This window comes from Geodermatophilus obscurus (assembly GCF_900143215.1).
In the GTDB taxonomy this organism is placed as follows: domain Bacteria; phylum Actinomycetota; class Actinomycetes; order Mycobacteriales; family Geodermatophilaceae; genus Geodermatophilus; species Geodermatophilus obscurus_A.
Window position 1 is genome coordinate 1 of the sequence record NZ_FRDM01000004.1, and the last position, 20,050, is coordinate 20,050.

The window sequence follows — 20,050 nt, forward strand, 5'->3', positions numbered from 1 at the left end:
CCGCGTAGACGGCCCGTCCCTGAGATGCGCCACCGGAGCGAAGCCCCTCCGACCCGACCTGATCCTCCCCGCGAGGAGGCGATAGAGAGATGAGCCCGGCTCCCCAGCCGCCCGGCCGGTCACCGCCGGACCGAGTCACGCCGTAGTTCGTTCCTCCTTCCCGCGGCCGGTCATCCTGCCGCCGAGCCCTTGCACGTCCAGGTCGTTCGTCCTCGCCGCTGCGCGGCTGCGGGCGCTCCACCTGGACCTGCAGCGGGATCGACGGCCCAAGGCCAACTACGCGGGAATCCAGCACCACCGCTCTAGACAGCGGCCCCCGTCTTCATAGAGAGCGGCCCACTGAGGGACAGGCGCCCAGTTCGCTCGACGAGTTCCTGCAGTGACCCTGCACCAACGACGGGTGTTCGCACCGACGACCGACCCCGGCCGGTGGACCGGCGAACGTCCTGCTCGCGTCCTGCTCGGTCACGATGCAACCCCGCGATGTCGCCGATCCGGACCTCGGTCGTCGTAGCCGCTCGACCCCAGGAGCATCGGTCGCCTCCGCGGCGGCCGCCTCCGGTGGCCGGATCGCCTCGTCGCCGACCCGCCGCACCAGCGCTGCCACCGTCTCGTCGATCGCTGCCATGGTCCGGGGGGCCGCTCCGCCTCCTGTGTCCTGGGCACCGTCCCACCTCTCCCGGTCAGGTCCCGGCGGGCGGCTGACCCGACTCCGCCCGGTCGCCGGCGGAGGCGCGGCCGAGGCCCTCGAGTTCCCTCACCACGCGCCTGCGGACCCCCCAACGGACGATCGGGGCCCACAGCGGCGGCAGCCGCCGCTCCGGCCTCCGCGCCACCAGCGAGTTGAGCAGCCGGCCGCGCTGGTCGAGCGCGAACCTGTGCGGCAGGGCCCGCGTGGCGGCATCGGCGACCGAGCGGAGCAGCTGACGCCCGGCCTCGGTGCGGTAGAGCCCGCCGACGAGGTCCCCGCTCCTGACCTCGCAGAGCTCCTGCCGCCGTCCCGCCCACGCGGCGGGGGTCTGCTCCAGCTCCTCCTCCACGGTGCGGGTCTGGACGTCGGTGAGCCAACCGGTCAGCCACGCGGGCGTCCCGCCGTCCTCGGGCCGCAGCGCACGCGCGAGGTGCACCTGCGCGTCCAGCCGGCCGGCGGTCCAGTCCCACGCGCGCCACGCGGCCAGGCCGAACGCCGCGAAGTGCATGACCCGGGTGCCGTACAGCTTGGAGTCCCCGAACCCGCGGGCCCGTTGCACGGCGTCCGCATCGGCGTCCACGAACGGGCTGTCGACGTCCGGCCCCAGGCGGAGCAGCCGGAACGGAGCGGTCCGCCGGAACGGCCCATAGGCGGTGAAGGCCTGGGAGGCCACCTCCACCGCCAGCGCCGCACGGACCACCGCGGCCGGGTCCAGGTCGCCACCCAGCGCGGTGGCGTACCCCCGGGCGGCCTGCTGCACGCAGTGCGCCAGCGCGGCCGGGACCCGCAGCGCGTCGATGTGCCCCCGCGCCCACTCGGCGCACTCGACGTCCCCGGGTGGGGCGTCCGCTGCGTGCTCGGCCAGCCGGGCCGAGACCGCGTCCCGCACCGCTTCGACCCGGGTCAGCGCGGTGGTCACCCGGGGGATCGCGCCGGCGTCCACCTCCTCGTCCTCGGCGACGCGGTCACGGAGGTCTCCGGCCAGCAGCCGGCACACCCGTTCGGCGGTGCCCAGGCCCCAGGCCCAGCCGCCCGGGCCGGTGTCCAGCCCCGTTCCGGGAGGCGGCACCCAGGGCAGGTCCTGGTCGAGCAGTTGTTCGAGGTCGACGCGGGACGCCGGCGCGAGCACCACCCCGCGGCCCTCGTTGGCCGCGGCCAGGATGGCGCGCACGTCGAACAGGCCCCCGACCGCCCGCGCCCGCCGGTACTGGTCGACCAAGCCCTCCGCCACCCCGTTGCGGCCGGCCAGCTCGGCGCGCAGCAGCGCCTCGGGACCGGCCTGGCGCCCGTCGGCGCGCGCCAGCAGGTCGACCGTGTACTCCATGTCCGCGCGGACGTCGCCCTCCCGCGGGAAGCCCACCGCCGCGCCGAGGATGGCTTTCCAGTCGGGATACCGGGCGTCGTCGCCGTCCCCCTGCTCGGGCCGGCGCGGAGCTGCTCGGTCCAGGCCGGTCGAGGCCTGCCCGCGGGAGGGCACCACGTAGACCAGCAGCCGCCGCACCGGACCGGTCGCCGGCCGGCGGCCGACAGCGTCGAGCACCGGCTGGAAGGGCGCGTTGTCCAGGACGCCGCCGTCCACCAGCCAACGGTCGCCCTCCGACTCGACGGCCGCGGCCGGCAGCACCCGGCGCTCGGCGAGCTCCGGTCCCTCGCGCACCGGGGTGAAGGCCAGCGGGAAGGACGCCGACGCGCGGGCGGCGGTGACCAGCGCCGTCTCGGCGCGGTCGCCGGCGAACTCGTCGACCGTGGCCGGGGGCCACCAGGACTCGTCGGCCTCCGCCTCGCGGGGCTCATAGCCGACGCCGTCGGCCTCGCTGCGACGGAAGCGGTAGAGCCGCCGGTGGTCGGCCACGTCGAAGGCCTGGCCGAAGGAGTCGACGTGCGGCCGGTTGGCGGGTCCGAGCGCGGTGGCGGTGACGAAGAGCGTCACCGGGCTCCCGCGGTCTCCGTTCCCGCCCGTACCCCTGACCTCGTCGCGGACCGCATCCTGGAAGTACTCGCCGTCCAGGAAGCTCGGCAGCAGCTGCCCTCCGGGCCTGCGCAGCAGGTGCCCCTCCTGCAGCCGGGCGCGCTCGTCCCACACCCGGCGCAGGCGCGGGCCGGGGCCGCCGCCGGGCGGGTCCAGCGGCACGCCGCGGGCCACCGCCGTGGCCAGCAGGGTGCCGTTGAGCCCGCCGGCGCTGGTACCCGCGATGACGTCGACGACGACCTCCCCGACGTCCGCTCTCCGGCAGTAGTCGACCCAGGCGTCGAACCCCGCCCGGTCGTGGTCCGCCACGCCGCCGACGTCCGCCTCCGACGCGCCGGCGGCCACCCGCGAGGCCCGGCGCAGCAGGTCGATCTCGTGTGTGACGCCCCCCATCCAGACGGCCAGGCTGACCCCGCCGTTGAGGACCAGGGCCAGGCGGACCTCCCGCTTGGAGCGGCCCGGGGTGCGCGCCTCGGACACGGTGGCCCCCCTCAGCCGCGCAGCGTCCGGGCGGCGACCGGGTCGCCGGCCGCAGAGCCCTGGACCCGCACGACCCAGGCGCGGGGGACGCCGGGGACGGTGATCGTCCGGTGCCCGTCGGTGGCCTCGGCGCCGGCCCGCGGCAGGTCGTCGACGTGGACGTCGAACCGGTCGATGGCGACCACCTGCTCTGCGAGCAGTGAGTCGCCGGAGGTCAGCTCGTCGAGCGGCCGGCGGGGTGCGAGGACGGCGGGCGGTGGGGTCCCTGTCATGGGCGAGGTCTAACGCCTGCGCGTCACCGCTCCGTCACGCCTGCTGCGACGCGGGGCCGGAGCCGACCGCCGCGGGCCGGGCACGCGCGGCGGGCCGGCCGTGAGGGAGCGAGCTGTCACCTCCGTCTACGCGCGCCAGCGACCGTGGTGCATCGCGGCCGGGCACCCAGGTTCGGGAGCAGGGGCCGCCCGACCACCCAGACGGAGGTTCTCGAGCCGACAGACCCCGTCGTCGACCGACCTGGGTCACGCCTCTGGGGCACGTGCCGATGACAGGCCCGACCGATCGATCTCTCGACCCACCGGGCCGAGGCAAGCACGGGTGCAGCCGGACCGGCCCGGGATCGGTGAACGGGGCAGCCCGCGCGCCGGAGGAGGGCACGCTCGACCGGGTGCTGGGGTCGGCGGCGTCCCGCTCGTCCACCCGATCGGCGGCGTCCGCCCTCGGCCGCGAGCTCACGCGCGGTCTGTTCGGTACGCGTCGGCGCCGCCGGTAGGTCGACGACCCGGGCACCGCAGGCCTGCATCCCCCCGGTCAGACATCTGCGGGCGCTTCCCGTGGACCGCCGGTGTCGTCGTGCCGGCAGTGTACGAGGAGCGCCGGGTCAAGCAGTCGGTCAGGCGTCGACGTAGCGGTCGCGCTCGACGAGGAACTGGCCGATCGCGGTGTTGGCGTCGACGAACTCCGGCAACAGCGGGATCCGCACCGTCACGGTCACGCAGACGGAGAACTCCTCCCCGCGGGTCAGCGTCGGTGCGTACCCGCCCGCGGCGTCGCAACCGGCACCGGCGGGCGCGTAGGCGACGCGGACGTCGGTGGCATCGACCGACTGGTCCTGCACCGCCAACCGGGCCGCGGCCTCCGCGCGAGCCGTGCCGGTGACCGGGTCCGGAGCGGTGCCCATCGCCCGCCCCGCCTCGCGCGCCGCCGCCGTCGAGGCGAACACCCCGCGCTGCACCGCCGAGAACCCGGCCACGATGTAGACCAGCGGCACGAAGACGACGATCGCGATGAACGTGAACTCCACCAGCGCCGAGCCGCGCTCCCCGCGGACCATCCCCAGCCGCGACCGCAGCCAGCTCACGCGGCCTCCTCCACCGCCCGGCCGGTGACCTCGACCGGCAGCAGCGAGCCCAGCCCGGCCAGCAGCGTCGGCACCGCGCCCGAGCAGCGGACGACCACCAGCGTCAGCCCACTGGGGTCGGTCTCCAGAGCCGAGCTGCACACCAGCCCGTCGGCGGTCTGCTGCGAGGTCGCCCGCGCCACGACGGCGACCGTGCGATCGGCGCCGGCCGACGACGGCACGTCGGCGTTGGCCGCGTACCGGGCACCCTCCTGCGCGCTCGCCGTCACCACGTTGCGCACGTGCACGTAGACCGCGACCTGCAGCACCGCCAGCAACAGCACCACGACGAGCACCGACACGAAGACGAACTCGACCACCGCCGCACCCCGCTCGCCGTCAAGGGCCCCTCTGCCGCCCACCGCTCGCACGCTCGCGGCGGGACCCTGCAGAGGGGCCATCAGCCACCGGCCGTGACGGAGGCCAGCGCGTTGGTGACCGCGGCGACGATCGCCTCGCGGAACGGGACGAGGATGGCCAGCACCAGCGCCGCCGTCATCACCGTGATCATGACCCAGCCGGGCACGTCGCCCCGCTCGGGATCGTCCCCCCGCAGGCGGTCGGCCAGTGCGGCCAGTGCCGCGAGGACCCCCGTGAACGTCGGCATGCTGTGTCCTTCCTGTCGTGTCCGCGGGCTCATCGCGCCAGCGAGACGATGCTGATCAAGCCGGGGTAGAGCGCGAAGAGGACGGTCACCGGGAGCACCAGGAAGACGACCGGGACCATGGTTGTCAGGCGCTAACCTTCCTGCCATGCCCGCTCTCCGAGCCGCGATCTACGGCCGCCAGTCACTCGACCGCACCGGTGAAGGCGCCGCCGTGGACCGCCAGATTGAGGACTGCCGACGGCTCATCGACCAGCGCGGCTGGACTCTGGTCAGGGAGCCGCTGACCGACAACGACGTCAGCGCATCGTCCGGCAAGCGGCGGCCTGGCTTTGAGGAGCTGCTCACGATGGTTGATGCCGGGCGCATCGACGTCATCGTGGTCTGGGCCGTTGACCGCCTCGTCCGCCGGGTCATCGACCTGGAAGACGTCATCATCCGGTGTGAGCGCACCGGCGTACGAATCGCCACCGTCCAGGGCGACCTGGACCTCATGACGCCGCAGGGCCAGCTCAACGCCCGGATCATGGCGAGCACCGCCCGCTTTGAGGTCCAGCAGAAGGCCGCCCGGCAGAAGCGGGCCAACGAGCAACGGGCCGCCAACGGTCACATGGGCTGGACCCGGCGGCCGTTCGGCTACGACCGGGACGAGGCGGGCCGCATCGTCGTCATGGAGGACGAGGCCAAGGGCCTCCGCGAGGCCGCCGAGATGGTGCTCAACGGCTCCACGTTGGCCGCAGCCGTTCGGATGCTGGATGAGCGGGGCCTCCTCACCACCGGCCGCCGGGTTTTGCGCAGCCCCACGGGTGAGCCGCTCCGGGACGCCGACGGCGCCACCCAGCACGGCCCCTTCCTCCCGTGGAACGTCACGAGCCTTCGCCGTGCCCTCCTGTCCCCTCGCTACAGCGGACGGGTGACCTACAACGGCGCCGACGTCGCCGAAGGCTCTTGGCCGGTGCTCCTGGACGCCGAGACCCAGACCCGCCTGGCGGAGGTGCTCCGGGACGTCGGCCGCCGGGTCCAGCAGGGCACCGAGGCCAAGTACCTGCTCTCCGGCGTGGCCCGGTGCGGCAACGAGACATGCCAGAAGGCGGAGGCGAACGGTGAGCCGCCCCGGCTCCTCTTCTCCTCGCCCATGGGCGCCAAGGGGAAGAGGTGGATCGTCTACAAGTGCAGGGCCTGCTACCTCGCCCGGCGGGCCGACCTCGTGGACGCCGTCGTGGAGGCCGTACTTCTGGCCCGCCTCTCCCAGCCCGACGCCGCCTCAGTCCTGGCCCCGAGCGCCGACCTGGACGGGCTCCGTGCCAAGGTCGTGGAGCTGCGCGGTCGGCGAGACGACCTGGCCGCCCTCTTGGCCGAGGGCGTCCTCTCGGCCGCCGCCGTCGGGGAGCAGGCCAAGAAGCTCACGGCCCGCATCAACGACCTGGAGGACAGGATCTCGGACGCGCTCGGTGACTCGCCTGCCGTCGCGCTGGTCAACTCCGAGGACGTAGAGACGGCGTGGGACGACCTGGACGTCCGATCCCGCAAGGCGGCCGTGGACGCCCTCATGACCGTGACGGTCCTCCCGGCCGGAAAGGGGCGACGCTTCACGCCCGAGCAGGTGCGGATCGACTGGCGCCAGTGAGGAGGCCGCGCGTGGCCTGAGCAACGGGGAGGCCCCTCGCAGACCTCCCGGCCATGCCTGCCCCCTCCAGCCTCAACTCCGCCGACCTCGCCGACTACGTCACCCGTGTCCTCCGGAACGCTCCTCCTCTCACCGCCGCCCAGCAGGACCGCTTGGCCGTGATCTTCCGCCCGACGCCGCGCGCCTCCAGCCGCGCCGCATGACCCGGACGCCGCCCCAGGCCCCGCTCTCCGCCGGAGGGCGGGGCCTTCGTCATTCCTGGGGTGAGCACGGGGACCAGGAGGCCCCAGGGCGGCCCGGCCGTGCCGGAGGTCCCCCGCCCTCTCCCGAAGGCTCCTGGTCGCCATGGAGGGCCAGGGCCTCGCCCCACCCGGACCGGCATCGCCCGACGCCGCCCACCGGCTCCAGCCCGGCCACGACGACGGCCGCCAGCACGGCGACCAGGAGCCAGCTTGGCGGCCGAGCCGTTGTCCTGGTCGCCGTCGCCGCCGGTGACCTCCCGGCCGAGGTGCTCCCCCGTCGGCCGGTGGACGGCGTGGCCCTCCGATCCCCGGCGGACCCGTCACAGGACGACCAGGAGGCCCCGGCGGCCCTTCCCGGCACCTGGGCACTCCGACCCCCGGCCTCCTCCGGCGCGTCATGGGCGCCCTGAGCGGCTCGGCCGCCCGACTCCGGCCTCCTCTCTGTGAGGCTCGTCACTTCACTACCGCAGGCGCGGACGGAGGCCGGCTGCCAGCTCCGCATCTGCGGGACCTGGTGAGCGTGTGATCCGTGAGAACGCAGACGTAGTCACCAGGAGAGGGGAGGACCCTCCTCCGGCCGGTCGCCTGCATAGCCCCGCTGCGATGGGCGTCGGAGTAGCGGCCGAGGACGGCCCCCTCCCCTCTCCCATTCTCCGAGCACATTCTCCCCTTATCTCCTCCGGCTCGGAGTGAGTAAAAAGTATGCCTCTCGCAGACGTACACACCAACGGGAGAAGAGACCGGCCTCCGGCCGAGGTGCTCACTTTCTCGTCTACTGACTTTCTCTCAGGATCGTTACCGATCCGAGACCCTCAGAGTGAGCAAAAAGGCACCCCCTCGCAGACGTAGCAGTCATCGGGAGAGAACGGCCGCCGCCGCTGCGGACACAAATAGCTCTCCTGACTTTCACTAACTGGAGAGGAGGCGACGGACGATGTCCGACGTCCGCATCCGGGTCTGCTCGGTTTGTGGGGAGAACTTCGAGGCTCCCCGGACCATTGGCAGGCCGCCGGAGAAGTGCGGCCCCGCTTGCCGCCAGGAGGCCGCCCGGCGCCACCAGCGCGCTTACCGGCTCCGCCACCAGCTCGGCGCCCACGGCACCACCGCCGCCGCCTAGAGCACCCCGCAAGCCCCGACCCTGACGACGTGGGTGGTCTCCCGGCGTCTCAGGGTCGGTCCTACCGGACCGGAGTGGGTTCTCCGGTCCTCCTGGTCCAGCTCCTCGGCCTGGTCGCCGACTTGGCCTCGGCGCCGCCGAGGAGCTGGACCTCCCCTAGACCTCCGGGTGGCGTAGAAGGCGCCCGGTAGGACTTCGGCCGCCCTCTTCTCCCTCGGGGTCGGTGGCCGGAGTGAGCGTGTGGATGGATGGGTCCTGGGAAAGGCGGCCACCGTCGGAAGCGAGTAGACGCGCTCCGACGGTGGTCGCCGGGGACCGTCCTCCTGTACCGAGTTTCTCTCGCTTGGGCGTGAAGTCCCCGGCCGTTTACACGGCGCCGGAGCGGACTCCGCTTTCTCACCAGCTCCGGGCCTTGGCCGGTCCGGGGTCGTCCCTTGGTCGGGACGGTGGTGGCGCTCCCTTGGCGGGGCGTGACGCAAGGCCCCGGCGTGGAACCCGGCGGCCGTCACGCCTCGCTGAGGTGGAGCCCTCCGCCACCGCCGACCCGGACGACCAAGCGGCCTCCGCCGCCACGGCCTCCCCTCCGGCGGGCCTTCCAACCCCGCCAGCTCCACCCACCACCGCCGCCCACCTCTGACAGGACGACCATGCCCGACCCCTCGCCAGACCTCATCTCCCTCGGAGACTTCGCAGACACCTACTTCCCCAGTGGGAAGACCCGCACCGTGGACGGCTACGCCGTCACCTGCCCGGCCTGCCGGACCGAGTCCTCTCTCCAGCTCCGGGACCTCTTCGGCCGCCTGGCCGTCGCCTGCCTCACCGTGGATTGCCCCGGCAACTTCGCCGAGGCCCTCGGGATGCCGGAGGCTCGCTGGACGACCCTCCTGGACACCGTCCGCACCGACACCGCCGACGCCGCCGCCACTCCCTCCAAGGGCAAGGGCTCCAAGGGCGGAGACGGAGAGGGCCGCCTCACGGCGGACGACGTCGTGACCTTCATTGAGGCGAACTACCGCCTCGGCCGGTCCACCGACGGCCTCCTCTTTGCCGTCCCCACCTACGCCGGGTCCAACCGCATCGCCCGCGAGGTCCGCTCCATCCGTTCCGACGTCCTCCGCCGCTTCCGCGAGGACCGGAGGGCACGGACCGGGAAGGGAGTGGTGATCGGCTCCGAAATTATGACGGCCGCCCTCGGCCTCGTGGCCGCCCTCGCCGAGGACGCCCAGGAGCACCCCGAGCCCGTCGCCCTCCGAGCTGCTCAGGTCGGGGACGACCGCATCGTCCTGGACCTCGGGGACACCACCGGCCGAGTCGTGGACGTGACCCCCACCGGGTGGACCGTCGTGGACCCCTCCGAGTCGGTGCCCCTCTTCCGGCGCTCGGCCGCCGTCCAGCCCCTCCCCGAGCCGGTCCGGGGAGGCTCCCTGGACACCCTCCGGGACCTCCTCGGCCTGGACGCCGAGGACCGGCGCTGGCTCCTCATCCGGGGATGGCTGGTCGGCTCCCTCTTCGCCGAGGTGCCCCGGCCGATTCTCTGGGCCACCGGCTCTCAGGGCTCCGGCAAGTCCGTACGGACCCGGATGGTCCTCTCCGTCATTGAGCCCACGGACTCGCTGGGCAAGGAGCCGGGCCGCAACGAACGGGACGACTCCACGGCCGCCCGAGGCCGCTTCCTGGTGAGCTACGACAACATCACCAACGTGAGCCAGGCCACCTCGGACTGGCTCTGCCGCCTCGTCACCGGCGTCACCGACGACCGACGAGCCCTCTACACGGACGAGGATCTCCGGCCGGTGTCCTACCGCCGGTCCGGGGTTGCTACCTCCATCACCCTGCCGCCGGGCCTCGGCTCGGATGCCCTGGAGCGCATCGCCCTCGTCCCCCTGGACCGGGTCCCCGACTCCGAGCGCCGTGGAGAGGCTGGGCTCTGGTCGGCCTACCGGGCCGCCCACCCCGAGATCCTCGGGGCCGTCCTGGACGACGTGGTCCGGGTCCTCCGCCACCTGGAGGACGTCAAGCGGGAAGCCCACCCCCGTCCTCGGATGGCCGACTATGCCGACGTCCTCCGGGCGCTGGACCGGGGCCTCGGCCTGGACGAGGACGCCGGACACCTCGCCGCCTACGTCGGCGCCGTGGACGAGTCCCTCGCGGATCGGGCGCTGGACGATCCCTTCACCGCCGCCGTCCTGGCCCTCGTGGACCAGCGCCGGGGCCACTGGAGGGGACGGCCGGACGCCTTGCTCCCTCTCCTGTCCACCGCCGAGGGGACGCCCTTCGACCTCCCCAAGTGGTGGCCGAACACCCCGAGGGCTCTGGGCATCCAGCTCCGCCGGGCCGAGGAGGCCCTCCGTCACGCCGGAGTGGCCGTCTCCTACGGCAAGTCCAACGGTGCCCGGTGGATCGACCTCCGGGCCACCGCCGCCCGAAACCCCACCGGGTCCGAGGAGGCAGGGTCGGTGCCCTGGCTCACCGACCCTGCCGCAGGGTCGGTAACGACCCTCTCCGACCCTCTCGCAGGGTCGGTGCCGACCCTCACCGACCCTGCTCCTGCCCCGGAATGACGCGGCAGAGGGTCGTCAGGGTCGGACAGGGTCGGTCACCCGGGAGACCAACGTCCCTCCTCCACTTGGCTCCGATGAGAAGTGAGGGAGAGGGGCGGCCAGACGCCCCGCCCTCTGTCCACCCGGACGACCGACCCTGACGACCCTCACCGACCCTGGCCGCCCTCTGGACGGCCGCCAGCACCACCCCAGCGGCCCCCGTCGGACACCGACGACGGGGGCCGCACCCACGCCCGGCCTCGACCACCGGCCGGGACCACCGCCACAACAGGGAGACCACCCCATGAGCACCACCCACGACCCCGACCACCGGACCGCCCACGTCATCGGCCTGGAGCGTGACGAGGAGGACGGCACCCTCCTCCTCCGAGCCCGCTGCTCCGAGTGTCGGAAGACCGTCCTCCACGGCGCCGGTACCGACCTCGACGCCGTCCAGCTCGGCTGGAGGGTCGGGCATTGCGGCTGCGGGGACTACGAACTCACCGACCCTCACCGGGTCGTCCCCCAGCGGCTCCGGGTCCTCCGCCGCGAGGACGCCTCCTTCCGCGAGCACCTCCAGGTGGCCGCCCACCGCCGCCGGGTGGAGGACGCCGAGGAGGCCCACCGCCGGGCGCTGGCCGAGGCCCGCACACTCCCGCCCAGGGAGGCCCGTCGCCTCCGCCGCGAGGCCGCCGAGGTCCTGGACGCCGTCCGGGCCGCCCTCCCCGAGGCCGCCGAGTGACTCGCCCCGGCGGCTACCCCTCCGCCTGCATCCACCAGGACGCCCGGCTCTCCTGGGCCATCGCCGAGAACCTCCGCCTCCGGGCTCTGGCCGAGGCCGCCGGTCTCGACCCCGACGACGTCCCCGACGACGACGACCAGGAGCGCCCGGCATGACCCGGCTCCGCCTCCTGGCCCCGCTTGCCTGCCTGCTCCTCCTCCGTCCCACCCCGGCCGCCACGGCCACCCACCACCACCAGGGAGACCACCCCGCCATGACCCTCATCTCTCGCCCGATGCTGGCCCCCGTCATCTCCGGCACCTCCACGACCCCCGACCACGGCGTCCGCCGCCCGGAGGGCATCGTCCGGGTCCGCCGGACCGCCCAGGCCGTCCAGGAGGCCCCCGAGGCCGCCGACCCCACCGAGGACACCCCGGACGCCGCCGAGGCCGCCCAGGACGCCACGGACACCGCTCCGGCCACCCGAGCCGACGTCGCCCGCCTGGAGGGCCTGGTCCTCCAGCTTCTCGCCCGAGACGAGGAGCGGGCCGCCACCATCGCCCGCCTGGAGGACGTGGCCCTCTCGGTCCTCCTGGACCTGGACACCCTCCGCCAGCGCGTGGAGTCCTGGCGGGCCGAGGACGCCGAGCGCGCCGACTACTGAGCCCCCGATCTCCCTCCCGGCCTGGAGGTCTGCCCAGGCCCGGAGGTGATGCTCCCTCCGGGGCCGCCTCGTGGTGGCTCTCCCCGAGACGGCCCCGGACGGTTGAGCGACCCCCAGACCCCGACGCCGGAGAGCCCCGGCGCCGTGGAGCACCACCCGAGCACCACCCCGGCCGAGGAGAGAGCCCCTCGGCCACCCCCGGCGCCCTGGAGAGCCACCAGGACGCCGACCACCCCAACCCCACCGACTCCGACAGGAGATCCCCCGCCATGCCCACGAAGACCGCCCCCTCCGCCCTGACCCTGCCCCAGGGCCTCCGCTTCTCCAGCCGTGACGCCCACCAGCGCACGGCCGCCGCCGTCGTCAACTCGCCCCGCCTCCTGGCCGCCCTCCCGGCCGCCGAGCTGGCTCCCCTCTTCACCGCCTACGAGGGCGCCACGAAGGCGCGAGCCGCCGCCCAGGCCCTCCGGGTGGAGTCCACGGACGTCCTGGCCGAGGTGGACGCCCAGCTCCGCCAGGGCGCCGAGATCGACCCGGCCGCCCTGGTCGCCCGCCTCGGCGAGGCCCAGGCCGCCGCCGCCCGGCGTGACCAGACCGTCGCCCTCCTGGAGTCCCTCCCGAGGCGCTACACGGACGAGATCGCCGGAGTGATCGCCGACCACGTCCCCGCCCTCTACGACGCCCTGAGCGCCGACCTCGCCGAGCTGCTGGACGAGGCGGAGGCCGTGGTCTCCGAGCTGGGCACCGTCTCCGACGCCGACGGCGCGATCTCGGCCGGGAAGGTCGCCGAGTGGACCAAGCTCCGGGAGCTGGCCGCTCGGTACGCCGACCTCCGGGCCGACCATGTCCGGCTGCTGAGGTTGGAGGACACCGGCCCCAACTTCGCCAACGGCGCCCCGTCGCTCGGCTTCGCGTTCTTCGGAGGCTTGGACGACGTCGTCCCCGGCTTCGCCAAGGCGGGCCAGACCCCGACGGCCGACCTCATGGGCCGCCCGGTGACCTCGGAGCCCTTCCCGGTCCTGGACGTCACCTCGGTCGCCCACTTCCTGGCCGTGGTCCGGCTCCGCGAGGAGCTGGCTCCCCACGTCATCGGCACCGATGAGGCGTCCGACCTCCGGGCCGAGGCCGCTGGCCGCATCGTGGACCGGAACCTCCACGGCGTCTCGCGGGCGCCCTCGGAGCGGGACGCCTACACGCTCCGGCGCGTCCGCATGGCCGCCGCCGACCAGATCGCCGAGGCCCGCGAGAGCATCGCCCTCGGCCTCACGGACTGACCCACCGGGGCCGTCCTCCTCACCCGAGGACGGCCCCGGCCTCGTCCCCCGCGAGGACCCTCCCGACTTCCGCCGGGCCTTTCCCCGAGGGACTTTCGCCGGCCGACTTCCAACCCCTCCGCCGGACACCCCCGGCACCACGAGGACACCCCCTCCCCTCCTCGCCGACCCCCTCCCCTCCCTGTCGCTTGTCGCCCCAAGGGGTAGGCCACCGACCCTCCCGGCCTGGCCCTCGTCCACGTCCTGGCCCCCGTCCTGCCTCCCCTGCCTGGCCCTGGTCGGGGTCCTGGCCCTGCCTGCCTGGCCCTGGTCCTGTGCGCCTGGCCCTGGCCGCCTGCCTCTGCCCGCTGGTCTCTGGCTCTGGCCTTGGCGCTGGCTCTGCTGCTGCTGGCTCTGCTGCTGGCTGCTGGCTCTGCTGCTGCTGCTGGCTGCTGGCTCTGCTCGGCCTGGAGCTGAGGGCCAAGGCCGAGGCCGAGGAGCTGGCCGAGCAACGACGAGGACGAGCAACGACGAAGACGAGGACGACGAAGACGAAGACGAAGACGACGAGCAACGACGAAGACGAAGACGAGCAACGACGAGGCCGACGAGCCACGAGCCGGAGCCCGACCACGACCACGACCACGACCCCGACCACAACCCCGACGCCGACCACGACGCCGACGCCGAGGACGAGCACACGAGCCACGACGACGAGGCCGAGCACCAGGCCGCCGAGCCCGATGCCTCGCCCGAGCTGCCACGGCGTCCAGGACGCCACGGCCGCCGACCCCGAGCCCGTCACCCCGGCCGCCGTCTCTGTCTCGTCCTGAGTCGTCACGCTCACCGCTCGTCGGCCGAGTCGCCGACGGGGGTGGGGGTCCCTCCCCTCCCCCTCCCGGCTTCTTCCCCGGCGGAGAGGGCGCTCGGGAGTTGGCCGGGTCAACGGCTCCAAAGTCCCGCCCTCCAGCCCCACCGGCGGCCCCTCGACGGCCGCCGCCGACCACCGCCACCACCTCCGACACGAAGGAGACCCCGCCATGCGTGGAGGCCACCCGAACTCCGGGCCTGCCCCCGACCCCAACTCCCTCCGGTCCGCTGCCGCCGCCTCGTCCGGCGGCTGGACCCCGATGACCTCACCTCCGGAGACCCCTCCGGCGTGGCCCCTCGCCACCGAGCCCACCGAGGCCGAGGCCGCCCTCTGGCACGACCTCTGGACCACCCGCCCGGCGGCTTCCCTCTGGCCCCGCTTCGGCCTCACGAGGGACGTCGCCACCTACGTCCAGACCGTCCGGGCCTTTGAGATCGGCGGCCACACGAACGCCGCCCTCGGCGGCCTGGTCGCCCGCATGGCCGAGGCGCTGGGCCTCACCGTCGCTGGGGCGGCGCGGAACCGCTGGAGCTGGCCCACCGAGACCACCGGCGGACCCCGCAACGGAGCCCGCCTCGTCCAGCTCCACGGAGGCCGCCAGCGGCCCTCCGCCCGTGACCGCTTCGCCCGTGGCTTCACCCAGCCCGACCGCACCGACGACCCCACCGAGGAGACCCACGCATGACCACGACCGCCACCGACTGGCACCGCGAGGACCAGGCCGCCGCCATCGCCGCCGCCGAGGAGAACCTCCGCCAGGCTCAGGCCGAGGTGGACCGCCTCCGAGGCAAGCTCACCGACGCCCAGGCCGCCAAGGACGCCGCCGGAGTCGGCTCCGAGCCCTCGGCCGCCGAGCTGGGCCGCCGAGAAGCTCAACGGCGCATCGCCCAGCGAGCCGGGAAGGCCCCCGACGCCGCCACCGGCAAGGCCGACCCGGCCGACGAGGCCCCGAGGGACACCACGGCCGCCGACGGGATCGCCGAGGCCCGGCGTCGGGCAGCCGCCCGGACCTCGGCCCGGTGACCCTCACCGGCTCGGCCGCCCAGGACGCCCCGGAGGCCGAGCCGCTGGCCCCGGCCGTCGCCCCCGTTTACACGCCCCGGCCCATGGGCGCACCAATACCTGCGCCGTCACCCACCGTCACCGCCGCCGAGCCGGTGGCCGTCCCTCTTCTCCTCCAGCTCCAGGCGGCCTCCGAGGTGGCCTCCGCCGCCGGGTCCCCCTCGGCCGTGGCTTCCATGGCCCGGCTCCTCCGAGCCTCCGCCGAGCTGGACCACCAGTGCCGCCGCCAGGACGTCCAGGACGCCTCGGCCTGAGCCCGCACCATCGGCCGCCCACGGCCACCCACCCACGGCCGCACGGCCGACCCCGAGAGGAGCCCCGTCATGCCCACCGACACCGCCGCCCAGGACTTCACCTCCTGGCTTCTCGCCCAGGCTCGCCCCGGCGGCTCCGACCCCCTCTCCCGTCTGGCCGCCCACCTCTGCCGCCGAGGTGGCCGCCGCCTGCCCTCCACTCCGGCGGCCCTCGCCGTCCTCCTCCGGCGGACCGGGGCCTCCCCGGCCGTCCACGCCGCCGCCGTGGTCGCCGTCCGCCAGTGGACCGAGGCCGTCCGGGCCGACCTCCTGGCCCAGGCCGACGAGGACGCCCACGACGGCCACCGTGAGGCCCTCGCGGCTGCGTAGCCGCCCCTCCGGGAGCCGACCATCAACCGTCAAGACCCCCTTGACGGCCATGCCGCCCTCCGGGGTCCTCCTGGACCGCGCTGGCCCTTCTCACCGACGGCCCCGTCCCCATCTCCGGGGAGAGACCGTCGCCAGCTCCGGCCGCCGAGGACGCCCAGGAGGGCCACGACGGCAGCCCAGGACCGACCCGGAGGACACCGAGCGCGATGCCGCACAAGAAGTGACCGCAGGACGGCGGCTCCACCGGCGGCATGGTCTACAAGCGGCGCCCGCCTGGCCGCCCAGAACGCCACCGGCGGCGCCGTGACCTGCGGGACGGCATCCGCGAGGGCACCGCCCTCGGCCACAGGAGCAGGCCACTGGCTCCGCCGCTGCGGCGGCCCTCCCCAGCACGATGAGAGGCCCCGTCTCTGCCCTCTGACCAGGGCGGAGGCGCGGACCTTCGTCGTTTACACGGTTTCCGCGCGGACCCCGGGCCGCCGGTTCGCCGTCGGGCCGTCCGGCCTCGGCGATCACCGTGGGTGGTGGAAGCCTCACAGGTACCGTGCCGGGTGTGCAGGTGCTCCAGACCATCCAGGCCGACCAGATCACCGACCGCGTCCGGGCCAAGTTCGCCATGGTTGCCCCCGTCCTGGAGGCCACCCTCTACTCCCTGGCGATGAGCCGGGTGACGCGCCTCGGAGGGTTCGACAAGATCACGCTCCACGACCTCGCTCGGGAGTTCCTGAGCGGGAGCGGGGACGCTGGCATCTGTTTCGAGTACGCGGTCCACGAGGCCATCGCGACCGAGAACCCTCTTATCGCGCCGCTGGCGAGCGAGGTCCTGGAGGACCTTTGCGGCATCAGCGGTGGCGCGGTCTCCATCCTCTTCGGCCCGGAGAAGAACGGCCGCATCCCGATCATCGAGTCGGTCCAGGACGCCCTCACCGACGAGTCGCGGGTCTACGTGGGCAACCGGGGGCACCCCGCGAAGCTCAAGCGGTACATCCCGCAGATCGTCCGGGCCTTCCATCGGCACGAGGCCCGGAACAAGCTGCCCCGGTCGATCATGGGGCTCTGGAAGGCCGACCTCTTCCTGGGCAACACGGGCAGCGATCGGTGGGTGGGCACCACGGTCAAGATCAACCCGACCGCCTTGGAGGGCGCCCAGGGGCTCCGCATCGGTATCTACCCCCGAGTGGACAAGAAGGACGTCCCCCGACGGGACGAGAAGCTCAACCTCATCCGCCTGCCGCTGCCGTACGACGCCGCATTCATGGAGCTCTACTACAAGAGCTTCTACTTGGTCCGGGCGTTCCTGCGGGCGGACGCCTCGGTACCTCCGCCGGTGGCGCTCCCGGACGCCGAGGATCGCTTCGTCACGGCCGAGCTGGCCGCCCGGCGTGACTTCCCCCTCCTGGATGTGCTCCAGGTGATCCGGGACATGTCCCAGGAGTCCCTCCTGGACAACAAGACCGTCGAGACGGTGGAACCCACCGCTGCCTTGAGCGAGGACGAAGGGCTGGACGAGTCGCCGAAGCAGACGCCCGGATCGGAGTCCGTTTCCCTCAGCCCGACGCCGCTGTCCGGCTCGTAGCGCAGTCGCTCACGCCCGAGGCCCCGGCTCCCGTCCATGGGAGGCCGGGGCCTACTGCGTTTACACGCCCTTCGTGACCTCACCGACCGGGCCGTCCGGCTCTCACCCTCGCCGAGGAGGCTCCCCACCTGGCTCGACGGAAGACGGCAACCGCACCTTGTCGGCCGGGACGGCGTCCACATGGTTCCCCCTGCCCCACTCGTGATCCATGGAGAAGGTCACCTCGGCGACCCACCCTCGCTCCGGGTCGAACCTCCACGCCGACTGGAGTCCGAGCCACCACCGGCCATCCCGCTGCACCTCAACGGCTCTCGGCTCCGCGAACACTCGGCGATCCACGGCCGCAGAATCGGCGGCCCCACCGACACTCCACGCCTGATGCACGCTGCATGGGCTGGTCCCACAATCACGAAGGCCCCCGCCTCCCTGTCCTGGGAGGCGGGGGCCTTTCGCGTCTATGCGGGCGCAAGCGCAGTGGCCGACGTTTCCGCCTTCGTCAGTCCGCCGCCAGGCCGATAAGGGATGGGAACGGGGCCACCGTCAGCATCTCCGGCAAGTTCGCCAGCGTGAACACACGGCCGTCTGTGTCTCGTACGACGGGACCGAGCGTGTCGTTTACACGCGCCCAGCCGATGCCGCCCAGCACCGCGAGGAGTGGGATACCACCGAGCCGGATGGACTCGTCTCGCAACCGCTCAAAGCGAAGCGCCTTGTCCCGAGCCGTGCCGCCGTTGTTAGTCCCCTTGCATTCCAGCATCGCCCGAAGAGTGTCGGAGTCATCAAAGACAACAAAGTCCGGCGCTGGGGTGACCCGAACCTCAAAGCGCTCCTCAATGTCGCCTTGGTTATGGCTGCCGGTTCGGATGTATGGGATGCCGTTGTCCTTGAACAAAGCCTCGACGGCGTCCTCAATGAGGTCGCCTCGCTTGCTGGAGGTGGCATCGAGAACCTGACGAAAGGCGCCGCCGTAGTGCCGCTGGTGGAGAAGCATTGAGTAGGGCACCCCGTGGGACGCAAAGCCCTGGACGGCCCTCCAGCCGCCCTGAGTGTCCGGCTTGTCCTGCTTGCTCTTGAGGTCCCCCGGAGGATCTCCAAACAGGGTCCCCGCCATGACGGCGGACAGCGTCTCGGCGACGACGCGCGCCTGGTCCTCGGTCGTGGCCGTCCCCTTCCGCTCCATCGCGTCGATCTTCCCGGCCGACAAGCCCGAGAGATCCAAGGGACCAGCGGCGAGCGTGGTGGAGTGGGCAAACTCTTCCTTCGTCAGACCCACGATGGTCCTAAACACCAGGAGCGTCCGTGGGTCGTCCATTACGGCGTCCTTGAGGTTGGTGACGGTGACACTTCGGAAGTCGTCAGTCGCCTCGGCTGCGGCCTTGTAAACCTCCTCAAAGTAGGGCCGCTCATAGAAGGGGGCCTCATGGATGTACGCGAAGTCCGGCGCCAAGTGCGGTACATACGCCTCACGAGCAATGGCCGCATAGATCCCCGGGTGTTCTCCGGTGCCGTGTTGTTGTGGGATGAGGCGGATACGAGCAACCCTCTGATCCCAGCTCTCGGCTTCGACAACTCTGGAGACTGACTCGCTAACGCTAGGCATGGTCAGCCGACCGCGTGCAGAGTTCCGGGGACGTCGTCCGCAACGTCCTCCGCGATCCGACGCTTGGCCTCGGCGATAAACTCGGCGTGCAACTCAAAGCCGCCCGCTCGGCGGCCCAATCGTCGGCCGACAACAACTGTCGTGCCGCCGCCCGCGAAGGGGTCGATCACCAGTCCGCCCTCAGGACTCATGGCCCGAATGAAGAACTCCGCCAGGCCCTCGGGCATGGCCGCTGTATGCGCAACACCCCGGTGTTGGTTGTAGGTCTGGGGAACGCTCACGACGTTGCCAGGGTCGGCGCCACCGAGGAGATAAGTCTTCGTTCGATCACGACCAAAGCCCGCCTCAGTATTGCGTCGGCCCAGCTTGTCCTGTGCGCGCCGAGCAATCTCCGCCGCATCGGCCTTGTATGGGACCCGAACGGCGTCAAGGTCGAAGTGCGGCTTCGGTCCCCGAGCGAAGTGATAGACGTACTCGAAACTGTCCTTCGTCCTTGGGCCGAAACGCCCGGGGACCGCGTTCGGCTTGGCCCAGATGTACGTCTCCAGCCAGCGCCACCCCATGTGCTGGAGGGCGAGGACCAACTCATAGACGTACGGGTGCCGCTGTCCTCTGAGCGGACCACGGTTGGCGACTCGGTTCTTGATGTTGAGGACCATGCTGCCGGTCTCGCTCGTTGCGTCGTACATAGCGCGAGCGAAGGGAAGGAACCATTCGACGTAGCGATCCGGGTGGATGCGGCTGTACGCCCGCTGATCGGCGTACGGAGGACTCATGAAGAAGAGGTCCACGCTCCCTGGCTCCAGGCGAGGCAGCAGGTCCAAGGAGTCGCCATGCAGGACGCCTTCGGCGAGGAGCGTCTCAAGCCACGTCTGGTCCTCCGGGTTGGCAGGGCTTGGCACCGGCAGAGGCTCCACGGACATGCCGAGACCGTAACCGCGAGGGCAGACGGTTTCCGCGAGGTGGGGCCGCTGGCTCCTGCTCGGGTCGCACTCGTCACACGGGCGGCAACGA

The 20,050-nt window shown here is 72.8% G+C and carries 19 protein-coding genes; 12 read left to right on the forward strand and 7 right to left on the reverse strand.

Annotated elements, in window-relative coordinates; all coding sequences use genetic code 11:
• Positions 1–683 precede the first annotated feature (683 nt).
• The 5 genes from BUB17_RS05380 to BUB17_RS05400 form a co-directional block, all read right to left on the reverse strand.
• Complete coding sequence (locus BUB17_RS05380) at positions 684–3,140, reverse strand: patatin-like phospholipase family protein (protein WP_072914656.1); 2,457 nt, start codon at positions 3,138–3,140, stop codon at positions 684–686.
• Between the two features lie 11 nt (positions 3,141–3,151).
• On the reverse strand, positions 3,152–3,412 hold the full coding sequence (locus BUB17_RS05385) for a hypothetical protein (RefSeq protein WP_072914659.1): 261 nt from the start codon (positions 3,410–3,412) through the stop codon (positions 3,152–3,154).
• A gap of 617 nt (positions 3,413–4,029) precedes the next feature.
• Positions 4,030–4,497 carry a hypothetical protein gene (locus BUB17_RS05390; RefSeq protein WP_072914662.1) on the reverse strand — a complete coding sequence of 156 codons (468 nt, stop codon included), beginning with the start codon at positions 4,495–4,497 and terminating at the stop codon, positions 4,030–4,032.
• Complete coding sequence (locus BUB17_RS05395) at positions 4,494–4,898, reverse strand: TadE/TadG family type IV pilus assembly protein (protein ID WP_072914664.1); 405 nt, start codon at positions 4,896–4,898, stop codon at positions 4,494–4,496. Before BUB17_RS05395 ends, BUB17_RS05390 begins: the two co-directional genes overlap by 4 nt.
• Positions 4,899–4,936: 38 nt before the next feature.
• Positions 4,937–5,143, reverse strand: a complete 207-nt coding sequence (locus BUB17_RS05400) for a hypothetical protein (RefSeq protein WP_072914667.1) — start codon at positions 5,141–5,143, stop codon at positions 4,937–4,939.
• A 145-nt stretch (positions 5,144–5,288) separates the two neighbouring features.
• On the opposite strand from BUB17_RS05400, the gene BUB17_RS05405 reads away from it, so the two are divergent.
• From BUB17_RS05405 to BUB17_RS05455, 12 genes are all read left to right on the forward strand, one after another.
• Positions 5,289–6,767: a recombinase family protein gene (locus tag BUB17_RS05405; protein ID WP_072914670.1), complete on the forward strand. Its 1,479-nt coding sequence runs from the start codon at positions 5,289–5,291 to the stop codon at positions 6,765–6,767.
• 53 nt (positions 6,768–6,820) lie between these two features.
• Positions 6,821–6,970: a hypothetical protein gene (locus BUB17_RS26660; protein WP_175561290.1), complete on the forward strand. Its 150-nt coding sequence runs from the start codon at positions 6,821–6,823 to the stop codon at positions 6,968–6,970.
• A 1,803-nt stretch (positions 6,971–8,773) separates the two neighbouring features.
• Positions 8,774–10,687, forward strand: a complete 1,914-nt coding sequence (locus tag BUB17_RS05415) for a hypothetical protein (protein ID WP_072914675.1) — start codon at positions 8,774–8,776, stop codon at positions 10,685–10,687.
• A 283-nt stretch (positions 10,688–10,970) separates the two neighbouring features.
• The gene (locus tag BUB17_RS05420; RefSeq protein WP_072914678.1) at positions 10,971–11,408 is read left to right on the forward strand and encodes a hypothetical protein; all 438 of its coding nucleotides are present in this window, start codon (positions 10,971–10,973) and stop codon (positions 11,406–11,408) included.
• Complete coding sequence (locus BUB17_RS26665; protein WP_175561291.1) at positions 11,405–11,563, forward strand: hypothetical protein; 159 nt, start codon at positions 11,405–11,407, stop codon at positions 11,561–11,563. Before BUB17_RS05420 ends, BUB17_RS26665 begins: the two co-directional genes overlap by 4 nt.
• Before the next feature lie 98 nt (positions 11,564–11,661).
• Positions 11,662–12,051, forward strand: a complete 390-nt coding sequence (locus BUB17_RS05425) for a hypothetical protein (RefSeq protein WP_141242913.1) — start codon at positions 11,662–11,664, stop codon at positions 12,049–12,051.
• A 269-nt stretch (positions 12,052–12,320) separates the two neighbouring features.
• Positions 12,321–13,325 (forward strand): hypothetical protein, encoded by a 1,005-nt coding sequence (locus BUB17_RS05430; RefSeq protein ID WP_072914684.1) that lies wholly within the window; start codon positions 12,321–12,323, stop codon positions 13,323–13,325.
• A 1,109-nt stretch (positions 13,326–14,434) separates the two neighbouring features.
• Positions 14,435–14,860: a hypothetical protein gene (locus tag BUB17_RS05435; RefSeq protein ID WP_072914686.1), complete on the forward strand. Its 426-nt coding sequence runs from the start codon at positions 14,435–14,437 to the stop codon at positions 14,858–14,860.
• A complete protein-coding gene (locus BUB17_RS05440; RefSeq protein ID WP_072914689.1) occupies positions 14,857–15,198 on the forward strand; it encodes a hypothetical protein in 342 nt (113 codons plus the stop codon). The genes BUB17_RS05435 and BUB17_RS05440 overlap by 4 nt, the downstream gene beginning before the upstream one ends.
• Complete coding sequence (locus BUB17_RS05445; protein ID WP_072914692.1) at positions 15,195–15,491, forward strand: hypothetical protein; 297 nt, start codon at positions 15,195–15,197, stop codon at positions 15,489–15,491. The genes BUB17_RS05440 and BUB17_RS05445 overlap by 4 nt, the downstream gene beginning before the upstream one ends.
• Positions 15,492–15,560: 69 nt before the next feature.
• Positions 15,561–15,860: a hypothetical protein gene (locus BUB17_RS05450; RefSeq protein ID WP_072914695.1), complete on the forward strand. Its 300-nt coding sequence runs from the start codon at positions 15,561–15,563 to the stop codon at positions 15,858–15,860.
• A 553-nt stretch (positions 15,861–16,413) separates the two neighbouring features.
• Positions 16,414–17,436 (forward strand): hypothetical protein, encoded by a 1,023-nt coding sequence (locus tag BUB17_RS05455; protein ID WP_072914698.1) that lies wholly within the window; start codon positions 16,414–16,416, stop codon positions 17,434–17,436.
• Positions 17,437–17,932: 496 nt separating this feature from the next.
• On the opposite strand, the gene BUB17_RS05465 is transcribed toward BUB17_RS05455, so the two are convergent.
• Together BUB17_RS05465 and BUB17_RS05470 are read right to left on the reverse strand one after the other, a co-directional pair.
• On the reverse strand, positions 17,933–19,036 hold the full coding sequence (locus tag BUB17_RS05465; RefSeq protein ID WP_072914704.1) for a hypothetical protein: 1,104 nt from the start codon (positions 19,034–19,036) through the stop codon (positions 17,933–17,935).
• A gap of 2 nt (positions 19,037–19,038) precedes the next feature.
• Complete coding sequence (locus tag BUB17_RS05470) at positions 19,039–19,959, reverse strand: DNA-methyltransferase (RefSeq protein WP_083606052.1); 921 nt, start codon at positions 19,957–19,959, stop codon at positions 19,039–19,041.
• Positions 19,960–20,050 lie beyond the last annotated feature (91 nt).